The 17,949-nt window shown below is 64.6% G+C and carries 16 protein-coding genes; 12 read left to right on the top strand and 4 right to left on the bottom strand.

Features of this window, described 5'->3' with window-relative positions:
- Positions 1-95: 95 nt before the first annotated feature.
- The 3 genes from BRAD3257_RS35720 to cysD form a co-directional block, all read right to left on the bottom strand.
- Positions 96-2,261, bottom strand: a complete 2,166-nt coding sequence (locus BRAD3257_RS35720; protein WP_122405730.1) for a malate synthase G — start codon at positions 2,259-2,261, stop codon at positions 96-98.
- A 396-nt stretch (positions 2,262-2,657) separates the two neighbouring features.
- The gene (gene cysC, locus BRAD3257_RS35715; protein WP_122405729.1) at positions 2,658-4,574 is read right to left on the bottom strand and encodes an adenylyl-sulfate kinase; all 1,917 of its coding nucleotides are present in this window, start codon (positions 4,572-4,574) and stop codon (positions 2,658-2,660) included.
- A gap of 22 nt (positions 4,575-4,596) precedes the next feature.
- Positions 4,597-5,391 carry a sulfate adenylyltransferase subunit CysD gene (gene cysD / locus BRAD3257_RS35710; RefSeq protein WP_122406936.1) on the bottom strand — a complete coding sequence of 265 codons (795 nt, stop codon included), beginning with the start codon at positions 5,389-5,391 and terminating at the stop codon, positions 4,597-4,599.
- Between the two features lie 244 nt (positions 5,392-5,635).
- On the opposite strand from cysD, the gene cysG reads away from it, so the two are divergent.
- The 12 genes from cysG to BRAD3257_RS35650 all read left to right on the top strand — a co-directional run bounded on the left by cysG (position 5,636) and on the right by BRAD3257_RS35650 (position 16,959).
- On the top strand, positions 5,636-7,060 hold the full coding sequence (gene cysG, locus BRAD3257_RS35705; RefSeq protein ID WP_122405728.1) for a siroheme synthase CysG: 1,425 nt from the start codon (positions 5,636-5,638) through the stop codon (positions 7,058-7,060).
- Positions 7,057-7,374: a DUF2849 domain-containing protein gene (locus BRAD3257_RS35700; RefSeq protein ID WP_122405727.1), complete on the top strand. Its 318-nt coding sequence runs from the start codon at positions 7,057-7,059 to the stop codon at positions 7,372-7,374. The genes cysG and BRAD3257_RS35700 overlap by 4 nt, the downstream gene beginning before the upstream one ends.
- A 10-nt stretch (positions 7,375-7,384) precedes the next feature.
- The gene (locus BRAD3257_RS35695) at positions 7,385-9,040 is read left to right on the top strand and encodes a nitrite/sulfite reductase (protein WP_122405726.1); all 1,656 of its coding nucleotides are present in this window, start codon (positions 7,385-7,387) and stop codon (positions 9,038-9,040) included.
- Complete coding sequence (locus BRAD3257_RS35690) at positions 9,027-9,542, top strand: DUF934 domain-containing protein (protein ID WP_122405725.1); 516 nt, start codon at positions 9,027-9,029, stop codon at positions 9,540-9,542. The genes BRAD3257_RS35695 and BRAD3257_RS35690 overlap by 14 nt, the downstream gene beginning before the upstream one ends.
- On the top strand, positions 9,539-10,261 hold the full coding sequence (locus tag BRAD3257_RS35685) for a phosphoadenylyl-sulfate reductase (RefSeq protein ID WP_122405724.1): 723 nt from the start codon (positions 9,539-9,541) through the stop codon (positions 10,259-10,261). The genes BRAD3257_RS35690 and BRAD3257_RS35685 overlap by 4 nt, the downstream gene beginning before the upstream one ends.
- A 123-nt stretch (positions 10,262-10,384) precedes the next feature.
- The gene (locus BRAD3257_RS35680; RefSeq protein ID WP_162500455.1) at positions 10,385-11,386 is read left to right on the top strand and encodes a sulfate ABC transporter substrate-binding protein; all 1,002 of its coding nucleotides are present in this window, start codon (positions 10,385-10,387) and stop codon (positions 11,384-11,386) included.
- 67 nt (positions 11,387-11,453) lie between these two features.
- Positions 11,454-12,260, top strand: a complete 807-nt coding sequence (gene cysT / locus BRAD3257_RS35675; protein ID WP_283811084.1) for a sulfate ABC transporter permease subunit CysT — start codon at positions 11,454-11,456, stop codon at positions 12,258-12,260.
- A gap of 9 nt (positions 12,261-12,269) precedes the next feature.
- On the top strand, positions 12,270-13,193 hold the full coding sequence (gene cysW / locus BRAD3257_RS35670; RefSeq protein WP_122405721.1) for a sulfate ABC transporter permease subunit CysW: 924 nt from the start codon (positions 12,270-12,272) through the stop codon (positions 13,191-13,193).
- Positions 13,183-14,217 carry a sulfate/molybdate ABC transporter ATP-binding protein gene (locus BRAD3257_RS35665; RefSeq protein WP_122405720.1) on the top strand — a complete coding sequence of 345 codons (1,035 nt, stop codon included), beginning with the start codon at positions 13,183-13,185 and terminating at the stop codon, positions 14,215-14,217. Before cysW ends, BRAD3257_RS35665 begins: the two co-directional genes overlap by 11 nt.
- Before the next feature lie 195 nt (positions 14,218-14,412).
- Positions 14,413-14,916: a CAP domain-containing protein gene (locus tag BRAD3257_RS35660; RefSeq protein ID WP_122405719.1), complete on the top strand. Its 504-nt coding sequence runs from the start codon at positions 14,413-14,415 to the stop codon at positions 14,914-14,916.
- A 77-nt stretch (positions 14,917-14,993) separates the two neighbouring features.
- Positions 14,994-16,169 carry a DUF3734 domain-containing protein gene (locus tag BRAD3257_RS35655; RefSeq protein ID WP_122405718.1) on the top strand — a complete coding sequence of 392 codons (1,176 nt, stop codon included), beginning with the start codon at positions 14,994-14,996 and terminating at the stop codon, positions 16,167-16,169.
- A gap of 1 nt (position 16,170) precedes the next feature.
- On the top strand, positions 16,171-16,959 hold the full coding sequence (locus tag BRAD3257_RS35650; RefSeq protein WP_122405717.1) for a 3-hydroxybutyrate dehydrogenase: 789 nt from the start codon (positions 16,171-16,173) through the stop codon (positions 16,957-16,959).
- Between the two features lie 152 nt (positions 16,960-17,111).
- Here BRAD3257_RS35650 and BRAD3257_RS35640 read toward each other — a convergent pair whose 3' ends face one another.
- A complete protein-coding gene (locus tag BRAD3257_RS35640) occupies positions 17,112-17,936 on the bottom strand; it encodes a sulfite exporter TauE/SafE family protein (protein ID WP_122405716.1) in 825 nt (274 codons plus the stop codon).
- Positions 17,937-17,949: the final 13 nt, after the last annotated feature.

The raw sequence follows: 17,949 nt of genomic DNA, 5'->3' as shown, positions 1-17,949 counted from the left end.
GCTAGGCGTGCGCAGGCGTTCCGGGCCCGCCACGACGTTTCACGCGACAAAAAACCCCGGCTCGCGCCGGGGCTTTTGTCATTCAGTGAGATGGCTCAGCCGAGCGCTTTCGCCTCCCGGCGGCGCGCGGTGAGGATGTATTCGGTGTAGCCATTCGGCTGCTCGCGGCCCTTGAAAATGAGGTCGCAGGCCGCCTTGAAGGCGACGCCGTCGAAGGCGGGCGCCATCGGCTTGTAGATCGGATCGCCCGAATTCTGCTTGTCGACCACGACGGCCATGCGCTTGAGCGATTCCATCACCTGGGCCTCGGTGATCACGCCCTGGTGCAGCCAGTTGGCGAGATGCTGGCTGGAGATGCGCAAGGTGGCGCGGTCTTCCATCAGGCCGACATCGTGGATGTCGGGCACCTTGGAGCAGCCGACGCCTTGGTCGATCCAGCGCACGACATAGCCGAGAATGCCTTGGCAGTTGTTGTCAATCTCCTGCCTGACGTCGTCCGGCGCCCAGTTCGACTTCGACACCGGAATGGTGAGGATGTCGGAGAGTTTTGCGCGCGGACCGCCCTTGGTCAGCTCCTCCTGGCGCGCGATGACGTTGACCTGGTGGTAGTGCAGCGCGTGCAGCGTCGCCGCGGTCGGCGAGGGTACCCAGGCGGTGGTGGCGCCGGCCTGCGGGTGAGCGAGTTTCTGCGCCAGCATGTCCGCCATCTTGTCGGGCGCGGCCCACATGCCCTTGCCGATCTGGGCGTGGCCGGGCAGACCGTCGATCAGACCCATGTCGACATTCCAGTCCTCGTACGCCTTGATCCAGGCCTGCGCCTTCATCTCGTTCTTGCGGATCATCGGGCCCGCTTCCATCGAGGTGTGGATCTCGTCGCCGGTGCGGTCGAGGAAGCCGGTGTTGATGAACATGATGCGCTTGGAGGCACGCTGGATGCAGGCCTTGAGGTTGACGGTGGTGCGCCGCTCCTCGTCCATGATGCCGACCTTGAGCGTGTTCTCGGGCAGGCCGAGCATCTTCTCGACGCGGTCGAAGATCTCGCAGGTGAGCGACACCTCGTCGGGGCCATGCATCTTCGGCTTGACGATATAGGCGGATCCCGTGCGGCTGTTCCTCACCTTGGAGTTGCCCTTGAGGTCGTGAATGGCGAGCAGGCCCGACACTGCGGCATCGAGCAGGCCTTCGGGGACCTCCTCGCCCTTCTCGTCCAGCACCGCATCGGTGAACATGTGGTGACCGCAATTGCGCATCAGCAGCAGGCTGCGGCCGTGCAGCTTGAGCTCGCCCTTGCCGTCAGGCGTCTTGTAGACGCGGTCGGCATTGAGCGAACGCGTCAGCGTCTTGCCGCCCTTCTCGAAATCGGCCGACAGCGTGCCGTTCATCAGGCCGAGCGTGTTGCGGTAGACCAGCACCTTGTCCTCGGCGTCGACCGCGGCGACCGAGTCCTCCATGTCGAGGATGGTCGAGACGGCGGCCTCCAAGATCATGTCGGCGACGCCGGCCGGATCGTCCTTGCCGATCGCGCTGCTGCGATCGATCTTCACCTCGACATGCAGGCCGTTGTTGACCAGCAGCACAGCGGACGGCGCGGCGGCATCGCCCTGGAAGCCCGCGAACTGCGCGGCGTTCTTCAGCGCGGTGGCGTTGCCGCTCTTGAGCTTCACCGCAAGCTGGCCCGCGACCACGCTATAGGCGCTGACGTCGGTGTGGCTACCGGTCGCGAGCGGCACGGCGGTATCGAGGAACGCCTTGGCCTTGGCGATCACCTTGTCGCCGCGCGCCTTGTTGTAACCCTTGCCGCTTTCAGAGGGGTCGTGAGGGATCGCATCGGTGCCGTAGAAGGCGTCGTAGAGCGAGCCCCAGCGTGCATTCGCCGCATTCAGCGCATAGCGCGCATTGGTGAGGGGAACGACGAGCTGCGGGCCGCAGATCTTGCCGATCTCCTCGTCGACATTGGCGGTCTCGACCTTCTGAGTCGGCGGCTCCGGGACGAGATAGCCGATCTCCTTCAGGAAGGCGGTGTAGGCGTCGAGGTCGAACGCCTTGCCCTTGTTGGCGCGGTGCCAGTCGTCGATCTTGGCCTGCAGCGTGTCGCGGAAAGCAAGCAGTTCGCGGTTCTTGGGGCCCAGCTCCTTGATGATGGCGGCCACCCCGGCCCAGAACGCATCCGGCGCGATCCCCGTTTTCGGGGCCGCTTCCTTGGCGATGAAGTCAAACAGGACGGGAGCGATCTTCAATCCGTGGACGTCGACGCGTTTCATGATGGGCTTTCTTGTTGGAAATGGCTGTTTTTGGCTGCTTTTGACCCGACAGCAGCAAAATGCGCCCACGCAGGGCAGCTTTCGGGACCTATTAGCCCCAAAATCGGGGCGGTGAGAAGACCCCCAGGGGCTTGTCAAAATGTCAAGAAGAGGGGGAGAAGGCCCCACGCACCGGTGTCATTCCCCGCGAAAGCGGGGAATCCAGTACGCCGCAGCTTCTCCGTATCCCAACGCTGTCTCTTCAATATTGGGTCGCCCGGGCAAGCCGGGCGACGACAGCGGGGACTAAAGCATGATCCGGAAAAGTGTGCAGCGGTTTTCCGAAAAGATCATGCTCAAACATAACCTGAAGCGCGATGGTGATTCATCCTGATCCCATCGCGCTTTAGGGCGGACTCAAATATTCGCAGCGAGGTCCACGACTTCGTCGAACAGGACGCCGGTCGTCTTCAGCATGTGCTCGATCTCGTCCGCCGCCTCGGTCACCGTCCGCTTCGACGTGTCGATCACGAGCTCGGCGGCCTGGGGTGCCTCATAGTCGTTGCCGATGCCGGTGAACGATGCCAGCGCGCCGGCGCGTGCCTTCTTGTAGTGGCCCTTGGGATCGCGCTCCTCGCAAACTTCGGCCGGCGTCGCGACATGGATCTCGCGGAACGCGGTGTCGGCGATGCGGCGCGCGGCGGCGCGGTCCTCGCGCGCGGGCGAGACCGCCGCGACGATCGCGATGTGGCCGTTGCGGGCGAGATGCGTCGCGACCTCGGCGAGGCGGCGGATATTCTCGCTGCGATCGGCGGCGGAGAAGCCGAGATCGCTGTTGAGCCCGGCGCGCAGCGTGTCGCCGTCGAGCAGGATCGGCGAGCCGCCATTGGTGAACAGACGCCGCTCCAGCGCCCGCGCCAGCGTCGACTTGCCGGAGGCCGGCAGGCCGGTGAGCCAGACCACGGCACCGTTGTGGCGATAGCGCGCGGAGCGCTCGTCGGGCCGCAGCGCCGATTCCACCGGCACGATGTCGACAGGCATGGCGCGTTGGCCGGCATCGACCGACAGCACGAGGCCGCCGCCGGCGATGCGCCCGGACACCTCGATCACGAGACGGCCGGTGCGTGGATTCTCCGTATAGGGATCTGTGGCAATCGGGTTCGACAGAGAAATGTCGATCTCGCCGACATGGTTACGGCCGATCGCCTTGTTCTCGGTGCTCGACAACTCGCCGGGATCGACGGCCTTCTCGATCGCGACGACGGTGGCGCGGCTTTCCTTCGGCCCGCAGCGCACCAGCAGCTGGTCGCCCTTGGCGAGCGGCTTGTCGTGCAGCCAGAAGATCCGCGCGCGCAGGCGGCGCGTCTCGCGCGGAGCACTGCCCGCATGCGCGATGATGTCGCCACGCTCGATGAACAATTCGCGGTCGAGGGTGATGCCGACCGAGCGGCCGGCGCCTTGCCGTCCTGCGAGTGGTGTCACCGGCCAGCTCTCGACCGTCTTGATTTTCGCGATCTTGCCCGCCGGCATGATCACGATCTCGTCGCCGGCAATCAGGCTGCCGGACTCGATGCGGCCCGCCACGATACGGCGGTCGTCGAACTTGTAGATCGCCTGCACAGGCAGGCGCAGCGCCAACGCTTCCAGCGCCCGTGCCGGTTCGAGCCGATCAAGCGCCTCGACCACCGTCGGACCCTTGTACCAGTCGATGCGGTCGGTGCGCTCGGCGACGCCATCGCCGTCGCGTGCGGAAATCGGGATCACGGCGGTCGGCGTCACGCCGAGGCCGCTGAGATGCGCGGAGATCTCGTCGCTGATCTCCTTGAAGCGATCGGCCGAGAAATCGACCCGGTCCATCTTGTTGACGACGACCGCGACCTGCTTCACGCCAAGCAGATGCAGCAGATAGCCGTGCCGCCTGGTCTGGTCGCGCACGCCTTCGAGCGCATCGATGATCAGCACGGCGCCGTCGGCCTGCGACGCCCCGGTGATCATGTTGCGCAGGAATTCGGCGTGGCCGGGTGCATCGATCAGCACGATGTCGCGCGAATTGGTGCGGAAGCGGATCTGCGTGGTGTCGATGGTGATGCCCTGGTCACGCTCGGTCTGCAGCGCGTCGAGCAGGAACGACCATTCGAACGGCATGCCGCGCCGCGCGCTGACGGCTTTGAGCATCTCGAGCTTGCCCTCGGGCAGGCTGCCGGTCTCGTGCAGGAGGCGGCCGACCAGCGTCGACTTGCCGTGATCGACATGGCCGACGATAACGATGCGCACTTGCGGACGCGTGGTGCCGTTCGGAGTGGCCGGCGAAGCCGTGGTGACGATCATGTTCATGCGACGCTCGCGTCCTTGGGAATCAGAGATAGCCGGCGACGCGAAGGCGCTCGAAAGCGTCCTCGGTCTCGTGGTCGAGCGCGCGCCCCGAGCGCTCCGGCACCTTGGTCTGTTCGAGCTCGATCAGGATCTCGTCGATGCTCGATGCGGTCGAAGCGACCGGATTGGTGATGTCCTGATCGCCGAGCGAGCGATAGCGCTTGCCGTCCTTGGCGAGATACAGCGGGATGATCGGGATGTTCTCGCGCTTGGTGTAGGCCCAGATGTCGGCCTCGGTCCAATGCAGGATCGGATGGATGCGTAAGTGCGCTCCTTGCGGCGGCGAGGCGTTGAAGTGATCCCAGAACTCCGGCGGTTGATCGCGCACGTCCCAGTTACCCTCGAGCCCGCGCGGCGAGAACACGCGCTCCTTGGCGCGCGTCGCCTCCTCGTCGCGGCGGATGCCGGCGATCAGGCCGTCGAAGCCATATTTGGCGAGCGCCATCTTGAGGCCCTCGGTCTTGCGCGCGGCGGAACGGGCGGCTGGCGGCAGTGTCGGGTCGACGGCATCGATCGGGGGGCAGGGCTCGACACGCAGGTCGAGATCCCACTCTTTACCGTAATGATCGCGGAAGCGATACATCTCCGGAAATTTCTTGCCAGTGTCGACATGGAGTGCCGGAAACGGCATGCGGCCGAAGAACGCCTTGCGTGCCAGCCAGATCATGACGTTTGAGTCCTTGCCGAGCGACCACAAGAGCGCAATCTTCTTCAGCCGGGCAAACGCCTCGCGCAAGATGTAGATGCTCTGCGCTTCGAGCTGATCGAGATGGTCCATGCTTGGAGCAAGCTCGGCAGAAAATTTTTGCGTGCGCACGCGCTCGGCGAGCGCCGGATTGCTCAGTCGATCAGCAGCGGAATCGTCCTTGAGAAGATGCATCTCTGCCACTTTGCGTTTGGAGGCGAAAATTCTATAGTTGCAGCGCCGAAGAGAAGAAAAAATTTTCTCTTTGCGCGCTCGTAGCGAGACATATATAGAAAATAATTCCAGTCAACCCCGTTTGTGGGGAAGCGAGTATCGCATGCGGTTCTTGCCGGTGTTTCTCGATCTGAAGGCCGGTCCGGTGGTCCTCATCGGCGCGGGTGAGCTTTTGCGCGCCAAGCTGCGCGTGCTCGCCGCTGCCGGTGCGCGCATCCGCGTGCATGCGATCGACGGCAATCAGGATTTTGGCCTCGGCTCCGAGGACGCGACGCGCGTCGAAATCGCAGCCGGCGATCCGCTGACTGCTGATCTCTCCGGCGTCATCGCCATCGTGTGCGCGGGTGCGGGCGACGTCGGCGTCGCCATGTCGGTCCGTGCCAAGGCGCTTGGTCTGCCCGTCAACGTCATGGACGATCTCGAGCACTCCAGTTTCATCTTCCCGGCCATCGTCGACCGCGGCGACGTCGTGGTCGCGGTCGGCACCGGCGGCACCTCGCCCGTGGTGGCGCGGCGCGTGCGCGAGAAGATCGAGGCGCTCCTGCCGGCGCGCATCGGCGAGCTCGCCGAGTTCATCGGCACCTTCCGCAAGTCCATCAACGAACGCATTGCCGAGTTTCCGTTGCGCCGCCGCTTTTGGGAGCGCGTGATCGACGGCCCGATCGGCGCTGCCGTGCTCGCCGGCCGCAACGGCGAGGCGGACGCGGCACTCGGTGCTATTTCTGATCCCTCCGCATTCGCGCGCGCCGACAAGCCGGAGGGCTCGGTGGCGCTTGTCGGCGCCGGTCCCGGCGACCCTGACCTTCTCACCATCAAGGCACTGCGCGCACTTCAGGACGCGGACATCGTCTTCCACGACGAGCTGGTCTCGCCCGAGATCCTCGACCGCATCCGTCGCGACACCACGCGCGTTGCGGTCGGCCGCCGTGTCGGCAAGCCCGGCATCGGTCAGGACGCCATCAACAAGCGCATGATCGAAGCCGCGCAAGCCGGCCAGCGTGTGGTGCGGCTGAAGGGCGGCGATCCCTTCGTGTTCGGCCGCGGCGGCGAAGAGGTCGAAGCGCTGCGCGCCGCCGGCGTCGCCTATTCGATCATTCCTGGTATCACCGCAGGGATCGGTGCTGCCGCCGATTTCGAGGTGCCGCTGACCTATCGTCACGAAGCGAACCGCATCACCTTCCTCGCCGCGCACAAGGCGCGCGATGCCGAAGCTGTGGACTGGTCGACGCTGACCGACACCAAGATGACCGTCGTCGTCTACATGGGCATGACCGCAGCGCCGGCCGTGCGCGCGGGCCTGTTCGCGTCGGGCCGCTCACCGGAGATGCCGGTCGGCGTGTTCGCCCGTGTCACGCGGCCGGATGCGCAAAGCGCGATCGGTACGCTGCGCGACCTGCCCGAGCTCGTGCGGCGGATTCATGGCGGTCCCGCCATCCTCATCATCGGCGACGTGGTCCGGCATGCCGGCTCGCTTCGCCGCCAAACCCCAAAGCAAATCATCTCTGACCTCTTGGATGCAGCCGAATGACCTCTCCGCTTGAACAGAAGAAGATCAAGATCGCCGGCCCCTCGATCGTGACCGCCAACCGCACCTGGGACGGCATCGTGGTCTATCGCACCGCTGCCAAGGGCTGGTCCGCGGACCTTTCGGAAGCCGCGATCGTGCGCAACTCCGACGAGGCCAAGGCGTTGCTTGCGGAAGCCGTGGCCGATGACGTCGGTGCTATCGGTCCCTATATCGCGCCCGTGCAGGTCGGCGACGACGGCAAGATCCTGCCGGGCAATCTGCGCGAACAGATCCGCCGCACCGGCGTCACGATCGGGCAGCCGGCCCAGGTTTAAGGCATTCTCTATGTACGCTTACGACGAAATCGACCGCACGCTCGTCAACGAGCGCGTCTCGGAGTTCCGCGACCAGGTGAAGCGCCGCCTCTCCGGCGAGCTCACCGAGGACGAGTTCAAGATCCTGCGATTGCAGAACGGCGTCTATCTGCAACTCCACGCCTACATGTTCCGCGTCGCGATCCCCTACGGCACGCTGGCCACGAACCAGCTGCGGGCGCTCGCGCACGTCGCGCGCAAATATGATCGCGGCTACGGCCATTTCACCACGCGGCAGAACATCCAGTTCAACTGGATCAAGCTCGCCGAGCTGCCGGACGCGCTGGCTGATCTTGCCAAGGTCGGCATCCATGCGATGCAGACTTCCGGCAACAACATGCGCAACGTCACCTCGGACCAGTGGGCCGGCGTCGCGCCGGGCGAGATCGAGGATCCCCGCATCTGGTCGGAGCTGATTCGCCAGCACACCACGCTGCATCCGGAATTCTCGTTCCTGCCCCGCAAGTTCAAGATCGCGATCACCGCGTCGGACCATGACCGCGCCGCGATCAAGATCCACGACATCGGCCTCCGCTTGATCAAGAACGAGAAGGGCGAGACCGGCTTCGAGGTGCTGGTCGGCGGCGGTCTCGGCCGCACGCCGTTCATCGCCAAGACCATCAAGCACTTCGTGCATGGCCGCGACATCCTCAGCTATATCGAGGCTATTTTACGCGTCTACAACCAATACGGCCGCCGCGACAACATCTACAAGGCGCGCATCAAGATCCTGGTGCACGAGCTCGGCATCGAAAAATTCTCGCGCGAGGTCGAGGACGAGTGGCAGCAGATCCGCAACTCCTCGCTCCAGATCGACGACGAGGTGATCGAGGACATCCGCTCGCGCTTCACCTATCCTCCTTACGAGAAGCTGCCGCACATGCCGGACGAGCTGCGCCAGGCCGCGGCCGATCCCGAGTTCGAGGCGTGGCGCAAGAACTCGGTCGCCCCGCACAAGGTGCAGGGCTACTCGATCGTCACGATCTCGCTGAAGCCGACCGGCGGGCCGCCCGGCGATGCCACGGCCGAGCAGATGGATGCGCTGGCCGATCTCGCCGATAAATACTCCTTTGGGGAGATTCGTGTCGGCCACGAGCAGAACCTGGCGCTGCCGCATGTCGCCAAGCGCGATCTGCCGGCGCTGTGGAAGGCGCTCGACAAGCTTGGCCTCGCGACGCCCAATGTCAACCTGATCACCGACATCATCGCCTGCCCAGGACTCGACTATTGCTCGCTGGCGAACGCGCGCTCGATCCCGATCGCGCAGGAACTGACGCGGCGCTTCGCCAATCACGAGCTGGCCAACCTGATCGGCCGTCTCCACATCAACATCTCCGGCTGCATCAATGCCTGCGGCCATCACCATGTCGGCCATATCGGCATTCTCGGCGTGGAGAAGAACGGCGAGGAGGTCTACCAGATCACCATCGGTGGCCGTGCCGACGAGAACGCCGCGCTCGGCACCCTGATCGGTCCCGGCGTCAAGTTCGACGAGGTCGCCGATGTCGTCGAGGACATCGTGGAAGCCTATCTGGCGCTGCGCGAGCGGCCCGAAGAATTGTTCATGGATACGGTGAAGCGCCTCGGCGTCGAACCCTTCAAGGAGCGCGTGTATGCCACTCGTTAATGGCGGAAAGATCGTCGACGACGGCTTCGTCAAGCTCGCCGTCGACACGCCGCTGCCCGAGGGCGGTGACATCCTGGTGCCGGCCGAGCGCTTCCTGGGCGAGGCCGAGGGCTTGCTCGAGCGTGCCGGCAAGGTCGGTGTGATCTGGCCCAACAATCGCGACATCGCCGAGCTCGTGCCCTATCTCGGCAAGGTCGCGGCCGTTGCGCTGGTGTTCCCGACCTTCCGCGACGGACGCGCCTACAGCCAGGCGCGGCTGCTGCGCGAACGCTATAACTATCGCGGCGAGTTGCGTGCGACCGGCCAAGTGCTGCGCGACCAGTTCGTGTTCATGCTGCGTGCCGGCTTCGATGCCTTCGAGGTCAAGAAGCAGGCCGACGCGGAAGCGTTCATGCAGACCGCGAAGCGCTATTCGGTGTTCTACCAGCCGACCGGCGACGGCCGCATCACGGCGCTGCACCGGCGCATGCAGCTGCGTCACTCCGAAGGTGTCGGCACGTGAACGTGATCGCACCCCAGCTCTCGTCCGTGTCCGCGTTGCCTTCGGCGGAAGAGCTCGATCGTGCCTTGCGCGATGCTTTGCCCGCGGAGATCATCGCCTCGGCACTGAAGACGGTCGGGCGCGAGAAGCTCGCGCTCGTGTCGTCCTTCGGCACGGAATCGGCGACGCTCTTGAAGGTGATGGCGGATGTCGATCCTGCGATCCCCGTGATCTTTCTCGACACCGGCTGGTTGTTCGAGGAGACGCTGGCCTATCGCGATACGCTGATTGCGACGCTGGGCCTGAAGGACGTCCGCTCGATCAAGCCCGCCGAGGAGACGCTGTCGCGCGAAGATCCCGACCGCGACCTCTGGTTCTCCGATCCCGACGCCTGCTGCCGCATTCGCAAGGTTGAGCCGCTGGCGCGCGCGCTGAAACCGTTCGATGCCTGGCTCAACGGCCGCAAGCGGTTCCAGGGCAATGCGCGCGCCGACATTCCGGTCGTCGAGGACGATCGCGCGCGGTTGAAGTTCAATCCCTTCGCCAATGTCTCGCGCGAGGAGATCGAGGCGATCTTCACCCGCGCCAAATTGCCGCGTCATCCGTTGGCCGCCTCCGGATTCCTGTCGGTTGGGTGTATGCCTTGCACCAGTAGAACGGCTGAAGGCGAGGATGCACGCGCCGGTCGCTGGCGCGGCCGCGCCAAGACGGAATGCGGCATCCACACGATGAAGGTTTGATAGCACAGTCACGCTGCCACGCTGCGAACAAGAAAATCCGGTTCCGTTGACTTAAGAGCGTTTCGCCCCGAGTTATGCCTGCCATCGATGACGCCGATGTCGTCGAGGTGAATGGAGATGGACATGATGCGCCGTATCGTTCCGCTCGTGGCAGGACTGCTCGCAACGGGTTTCTTGGCAAGCTCGGCTCTCGCCGCCGATATCAATCTGTTGAACGTGTCGTACGATCCGACACGCGAGCTGTATGTCGAGTTCAACAAGGCGTTCGCGAACGCCTATCGGAAGGAAACCGGCAAGAGCGTCGAGATCAAGCAGTCGCATGGCGGCAGCGGGTCGCAGGCGCGCGCGGTGATCGACGGGTTGCAGGCTGACGTGGTGACGCTGGCACTCGCCTATGACATCGACGCAATCGCCGGCAAGGGCCTCACCGCCGCCGACTGGCAGAAGCGGCTGCCGCAGAATTCGTCACCCTATACGTCGACCATCGTGTTCCTGGTCCGCAAGGGCAATCCCAAGGGCATCAAGGATTGGGACGACCTGCTCAAGCCGGGCGTCGCGGTGATCACGCCGAACCCGAAGACATCAGGCGGCGCGCGCTGGAACTATCTTGCGGCCTGGGGCTTTGCGCAGAAGAAATACGGCTCGGCCGACAAGGCCAAGGAGTTCATCGGCAAGCTGTATCAGCAGGTGCCGGTGCTCGATACCGGCGCGCGCGGCGCGACCGTGACTTTCGTCGAGCGCGGCGTCGGCGACGTGCTGCTCGCCTGGGAGAACGAGGCGTACCTCGCCCTGAAAGAGTTCGGCGCGAACAAGTTCGAGATCGTGGCGCCGCCGCAATCGATCCTCGCCGAGCCGCCGGTCGCCATCGTCGACAAGGTTGCCGATAAAAAAGGCACCCGTAATGCCGCCGACGCCTACCTCCAATATTGGTACACCAAGGAGGGGCAGGAGATCGCCGCGCGCAACTTCTACCGTCCGCGCGATGCGGAGATCGCCAAAAAGTATGAGAATGCCTTCGCCAAGGTCGAACTGTTCACGATCGACGACGTCTTCGGCGGCTGGACGAAGGCACAGCGGGAACATTTTGCCGACGGCGGCGTCTTCGATCAGATTTACAAGAACTGATCGCGCGCTGTTGTAGGTGGCTTTAGCAGGGGGCCGGGTGAGCGCAGTCGTTGCACGACGTCGGACATTGCCGGGCTTCGGTCTCACCATGGGACTGACGCTTTCCTGGCTATCCGTCATTATCCTGATTCCGCTCGCCGGCCTGTTCCTGAGATCGCTCGAGCTCAGTCCCGAGCAGTTCTGGAACATTCTCTCCAGTCGCCGCACCCTGAACGCGCTCCGCGTGTCGTTTGGGCTCGCTTTCGCGGCGGCCTGCGTCAATCTGGTGATGGGCAGCATCATCGTCTGGGCACTGGTCCGCTACCGCTTTCCCGGCCGGCGCATCTTCGATGCCATCGTCGACGTGCCTTTCGCGCTGCCCACGGCGGTCGCCGGCGTCGCGCTGACCGCGCTGTTCGCCGAGAAGGGCTGGCTGGGCGCGCCGCTCGCAGCACTCGGCATCAAGGTGGCGTTCACCCCGGTCGGCATCTTCGTCGCCATGATCTTCATCGGCATTCCCTTCGTAGTGCGCACGGTGCAGCCGGTGCTCCAGGATCTCGACCCAGAGATCGAGGAGGCTGCGGGCAGTCTCGGCGCCAGCCGCTGGCAGACCATCGTGCGCGTGATCCTGCCGTCGCTCGCACCGGCGCTGCTCACCGGCCTCGCGCTCGCCTTCGCCCGCGCGGTCGGCGAATATGGCTCGGTCATCTTCATCGCCGGCAATCTGCCCAACGTCTCCGAGATCGCGCCGCTCCTGATCGTGATCCGGCTCTCCGAATTCCGCTACGCCGATGCGACCGCCATCGCGGTGGTCATGCTCGTCGTCTCCTTCGTCATCATCTTCGCCGTCAACCGGCTCCAGCGCTGGGCGCAGAGCCGGATCCCGGCACGCTGAGGGCGGATCATGACGATGCAGATCGCAGATTCCGTGTCGCTATCGGCCTCCGAGGCCAAGGCACGTGCAAAGGCGCGCGCGCATGCGGCGGCGGCCCGCGACAACCTCCGCACAGAGCCGCGCGCGGTACGCATCGTCATCATTGCGCTGGCGGTGATGTTTCTCACCGTCTTCGTCGTGCTGCCGCTCGTCGTCGTGTTCGCGCAGGCGTTCTCGCGCGGCCTCCTCGCCTATTTCGCCGCGCTCGCCGAGCCGGAGGCGATGGCGGCGATCGAGCTGACATTGATTGTCGCGGCGATCTCGGTCGGCCTCAATCTGGTGTTTGGCCTCGTCGCCGCCTGGGCCATCGCCAAGTTCGACTTCAAGGGCAAGACCTTCCTGATCACGCTGATCGACCTGCCGTTCTCGGTCAGCCCGGTGATCTCGGGCCTCGTCTTCGTGCTGCTGTTCGGCGCGCAGGGCTATTTCGGCACCTGGCTGCGCGATCACGACATCCAGATCCTGTTCGCGGTGCCAGGCATCGCGCTCGCCACCACCTTCGTGACCTTCCCGTTCGTGGCGCGGGCGCTGATCCCGTTGATGCAGGAGCAGGGCACGCAGGAGGAGGAGGCTGCGATCTCGCTCGGTGCCTCGGGCCTGCAGACCTTCTTCCGCGTCACCCTGCCCAACATCAAATGGGGCGTGCTCTACGGCGTCCTGCTCTGCAACGCCCGCGCGATGGGCGAGTTCGGCGCGGTCTCCGTCGTCTCCGGCCACATCCGCGGCGAGACCAACACCATGCCGCTGCTGGTCGAGATTCTTTACAACGAGTACCAGTTCGTCGCCGCCTTCGCGATCGCCTCGCTGCTGGCGATGCTCGCGCTGATCACGCTGATCGTAAAAACCGTTCTCGAACGTCATCTCGACGAAGGAGAAGACGCCAGTGACCATTGAAGTCAGAAATCTCGTCAAGAAGTTCGGCAGCTTTGCCGCGCTGGATGGCGTCGACCTCAAGGTCGACAACGGCGAATTGCTGGCGCTGCTCGGTCCCTCCGGCTCCGGCAAGACCACCTTGCTGCGGATCATCGCCGGCCTCGACTGGCCCGATTCGGGCGAGGTCTCGTTCAACGGCGAGGACGCGCTGGCGCAGGGCGCGCGCGAGCGGCATGTCGGCTTCGTGTTCCAGCACTACGCGCTGTTCCGCCACATGACCGTGTTCGAGAACGTAGCGTTCGGCCTGCGCGTGCAGCCGCGCGCAGTCCGGAAGGACGAAGCGAGCATCCGTGCGCGCGTAAAAGAGCTGCTCGATCTCGTCCAGCTCGACTGGCTCGCGGACCGCTATCCGAGCCAGCTCTCCGGCGGCCAGCGCCAGCGCATCGCGCTCGCCCGCGCGCTCGCGATCGAGCCGCGCATCCTCCTGCTCGACGAGCCCTTCGGTGCGCTCGATGCCAAGGTGCGGAAAGAGCTGCGCAAATGGCTGCGCTCGCTGCACCACGAGATCAACGTCACCTCGATCTTCGTCACCCACGATCAGGAGGAAGCCCTGGAAGTCGCCAACCGCGTCGTGGTGATGGACAAGGGCAGGATCGAGCAGATCGGCTCGCCCGATGACGTCTACGAGACGCCGGCGACCGCCTTCGTCCACGGCTTCATCGGCGAATGCATCGAGCTGCCGGTTCAGGTCGCGGACGGTGTTATCAGGCTCGGCGAGCAGCCGCTCAAGCTCGCAGCGGATGGATTGGTGCCTGGCGCGTCACGACTGTTCGTGCGGCGACATGACATGCTGGTCGGTCCGCCCGGCAGCGGCGCCTTCGAGGGTGCCGTGCAGCACGTCCGCAATTTCGGTCCCGTGCAGCGCGCCGAGGTCGCCCTATCAGGCGGCGAAACCATCGAGATCGACGCGCCGCGCGACAAGGAGCTGCGTGCCGGCGACACGATCGGCCTGGAACCTCGCCGTTACCGGATCTTTGCGGGCTAATCCCGTCGTTCCGGGCGCGCGCCAGCGCGAACCCGGAATCCCGAGGTTTTGGCGCGAGATTCTCAGGTGCGCAATTGCGCACCATAGTTCGATGCTTCGCATCGTCCCGGAATGACAACTACGATTTTCCTCAAAATTCACCTTTCAGCCACTGTTGGTATGCAACAACGGCCCCTCATTTGGGGGCTTCTAAAAATGCGCGCTGCGGCCGCAATTCTCATCACTTTGCTGCTCGCCGGCTGTGCCGGCAACGAAGCACCGGTCCAGGAGCCGTCGATGTATACCGACATGGCGGTGCCGGGCTCCAAGCTCGATGCACAGGCCGCCGCGGTGATGATCTCGCAATACCGGCAGAACAACATGCTCGGCGCGGTCGTGGTCGACGCCGACCTGATGCGGCTTGCCGAATCCCAATCCCAGGCCATGGCCGCGGCCAACAAGATGGACCACGACGTCCGTGCGCCCTTGGCCAAGCGCCTTGCCGCCGGCGGTTATCCCGCGACCGTGGCGGTCGAGAACATCTCGGCCGGCTATCATACGCTGGCGGAAGCGTTTTCCGGCTGGCGCGACTCGCCGCCTCACCGCGCCAACATGCTCAAGGGCGGTGTCACAAAATTAGGCATCGCGGCGAGCTATGCTCCCGGCACCAAATACAAGGTGTTCTGGACCATGATCCTGGCCTCGACGGAGCCCCGATAAGCCAGACTTGATCCGGGATGCATTGACGCCGCGGCGGAGTGTCGCCACGGTGGTGCGCCATTTGCTATTGTTTCCGCATGATCGATCATAGTCCGGAATCCACCAGCGTCCCCGCCAATGCGCAACGCGTCCTGGTCCTCCAGGGCGGCGGCGCGCTCGGCTCCTATCAGGCCGGCGCCTACCAGGCACTGTGCGGCTACGGCTTCGAGCCGGAATGGGTCGCCGGCATCTCGATCGGCGCGGTCAACGCTGCCATCATCGCCGGCAACGAGGGCCACACCCGCGTCAAGCGGCTGAAGGAATTCTGGGAAATGGTCTCTGCGCCCGTGCCGTGGAAGCCGGTCGGCAAGAGCGACCACAGCCGCGAGCTGTTCAATTCGACCAGCGCTGCGCTGATCGCGACGTTCGGCGTGCCCGGTTTCTTCACGCCGCGCATTCCGCCGGCGCCGCTCTGGCCGCCGGGACATCCCGAAGCGGAGAGCTATTACGACACCTCGCCGCTCAAGAAGACGCTGGAGCGTCTCGTCGATTTCGATCGCATCAACGATCTGGAGACGCGGCTGTCGGTCGGCGCGGTCGGCGTCACCTCGGGCAACTTCAAATATTTCGACAATTACGAGTTCAAGAAGCTCGGCAAGAAGATCGGCCCCGAGCACATCATGGCCTCGGGCGCGCTGCCGCCCGGCTTTCCCTCCGTGGTCATCGACGGCGAGCATTATTGGGACGGCGGTATCGCCTCCAACACCCCGCTCGACTACGTGCTCGATGCCGGGGTCGAACGCGACATGCTGATCTTCCAGGTCGACTTGTTTTCCGCGCGCGGCGACCTGCCGAATTCGCTGCTTGAGGCCGCCGAGCGCGAGAAGGATATCCGCTATTCGAGCCGCACGCGGATGAACACCGACAAGAACAAGCAGCTGCACAACGCGCGCAGGGCCGTGCGCGACCTGATCGGCAAATTGCCGGACTATCTCAAGAATGATCCTTCCGTCGAATTCCTGGCGAAAGTGTCGCGTGAAAGCACCGTCACCGTGGTGCATCTGATCTATCGCAGCAAGAACTACGAATCCTCGTCCAAGGATTACGATTTCTCGCACGTCGCCATGGTCGAGCATTGGGAGGCCGGCGTGCGCGACGTGCATCTGTCGATGCGTCACAAGGATTGGCTGGAGCGGCCGCAGTCCGGCGAGACCATGGTGACCTACGATCTCACGGGGGACGTCACCGCGCCCCCGGCAAAAAGGAGCGAATAGAATGGGTAGTCTGTCAGGGAAGAACGCTGTCGTGACCGGATCGACCAGCGGCATCGGACTCGCTTATGCGCGCGCCTTCGCCGCCGCCGGAGCCAACGTCGTCATCAACGGCTTCGGCTCGCCCGAGGACATCGAGAAGGAACGCGCCAAGATCGAATCCGACTTCAAGGTCAAGGCAATCTACTCGCCTGCCGACATGACCAAGCCGGCCGAGATCGCCGGGATGATCGCGCTCGGCGAGAAGACGTTCGGCTCGGTCGACATCCTCGTCAACAATGCCGGCATCCAGTTCGTGTCGCCGATCGAGGAATTCCCGCTCGAGAAGTGGGACCAGATCATCGCCATCAACCTGTCCTCGGCCTTCCATGCCATCCGCGCCGCAATCCCCGGCATGAAGAAGAAGGGCTGGGGTCGCATCATCAACACGGCGTCGGCACATTCGCTGGTCGCCTCGCCCTTCAAGTCGGCCTATGTTTCGGCCAAGCACGGCATCGCCGGCCTCACCAAGACCGTGGCGCTGGAGGTCGCGACCCACAAGATCACCTGCAACTGCATCAGTCCCGGCTACGTCTGGACGCCGCTCGTCGAGAAGCAGATCCCCGACACCATGAAGGCGCGCAATCTGACACGGGAGCAGGTCATCAACGACGTGCTGCTCGATGCCCAGCCGACGAAGGAGTTCGTCACCTCCGAGCAGGTCGCAGCCCTCGCTCTGTTCCTGTGCAGCGACGACGCCGCGCAGATCACCGGCACCAACCTGTCGATCGACGGCGGCTGGACCGCGGAGTAGCGGCACCGACTTGTCTTGCCGATGTCATGCCCCGCGCAGGCGGGGCATCCAGTACGCCGCGGCCTCTCGGCTCAACCACAGCCGCCTCTGAATACTGGATCGCCCGGTCAAGCCGGGCGAGGACAGCGAGACGGAACGATGTCCGTCCTTCGCTAGTGGCTCCACGCCAGCGCCGTCACGATCGCCGACGACAAATTCAGCTCCGCGAACATGATCTTGCCGGCGACCACGAACAGCACGCTGGCGAGGGTCAAGCGCAGTACCGGTTCGGGCACGCGCGTTGCACTATAACTGCCGACGACGATGCCGGGCAGCGAGCCCATCAGCAGCACGCCCATCAGGCCCCAGTCGACGTCGCCGAGCGCCCAGTGCCCGACGCCCGCGACCAGCGTCAGCGGCACGGCATGGGCGATGTCCGAGCCGACGATGCTCGCCATCGGCAGGCGCGGATAGAGCAGCAGCAAGACGGTGACGCCGACCGCGCCGGCGCCGACGGAGGAGATCGAGACCAGCGCGCCGAGCACGATACCGGTGACGACGGTCGCGACCGCGGTGGTGCGCTCGTCGACCCGCTCCAGGCTCTTGCGGTAGCGCTCCATGAGCGCCTTACGGAAGATCAGCGACGTGGCGGTCAGCAGCAGTGCAAAGCACAGCACCACGTTGACCAGGCTGCGCTCGGTGTCGCTTCTGGGGTCGAGCTTCCACAGCACCAGCAGCGTCAGCGCGCTCGCCGGAATGCTGCCGCAGGCCAGCCGCAGTACCGCCGGCCAGTGCACGCTGCGCGACCAGCCATGCACGATGCTGCCGCCGGTCTTGGTCGCGGCGGCATAGAGCAGGTCCGTCCCGACGGCAGTGGATGGATGGACGCCGAACAACAGGATCAGCAGCGGTGTCATCAACGAGCCGCCGCCTACGCCGGTCATGCCGACGAGCAGGCCGACACCAAATCCGGAGGCGACGTAGAGTGGATCGATCATGGTCCGGGGAATG

Origin of the sequence: Bradyrhizobium vignae (assembly GCF_900324035.1) — a bacterium.
In the GTDB taxonomy this organism is placed as follows: domain Bacteria; phylum Pseudomonadota; class Alphaproteobacteria; order Rhizobiales; family Xanthobacteraceae; genus Bradyrhizobium; species Bradyrhizobium vignae.
This window is presented reverse-complemented; position numbering and strand designations above follow the sequence as displayed.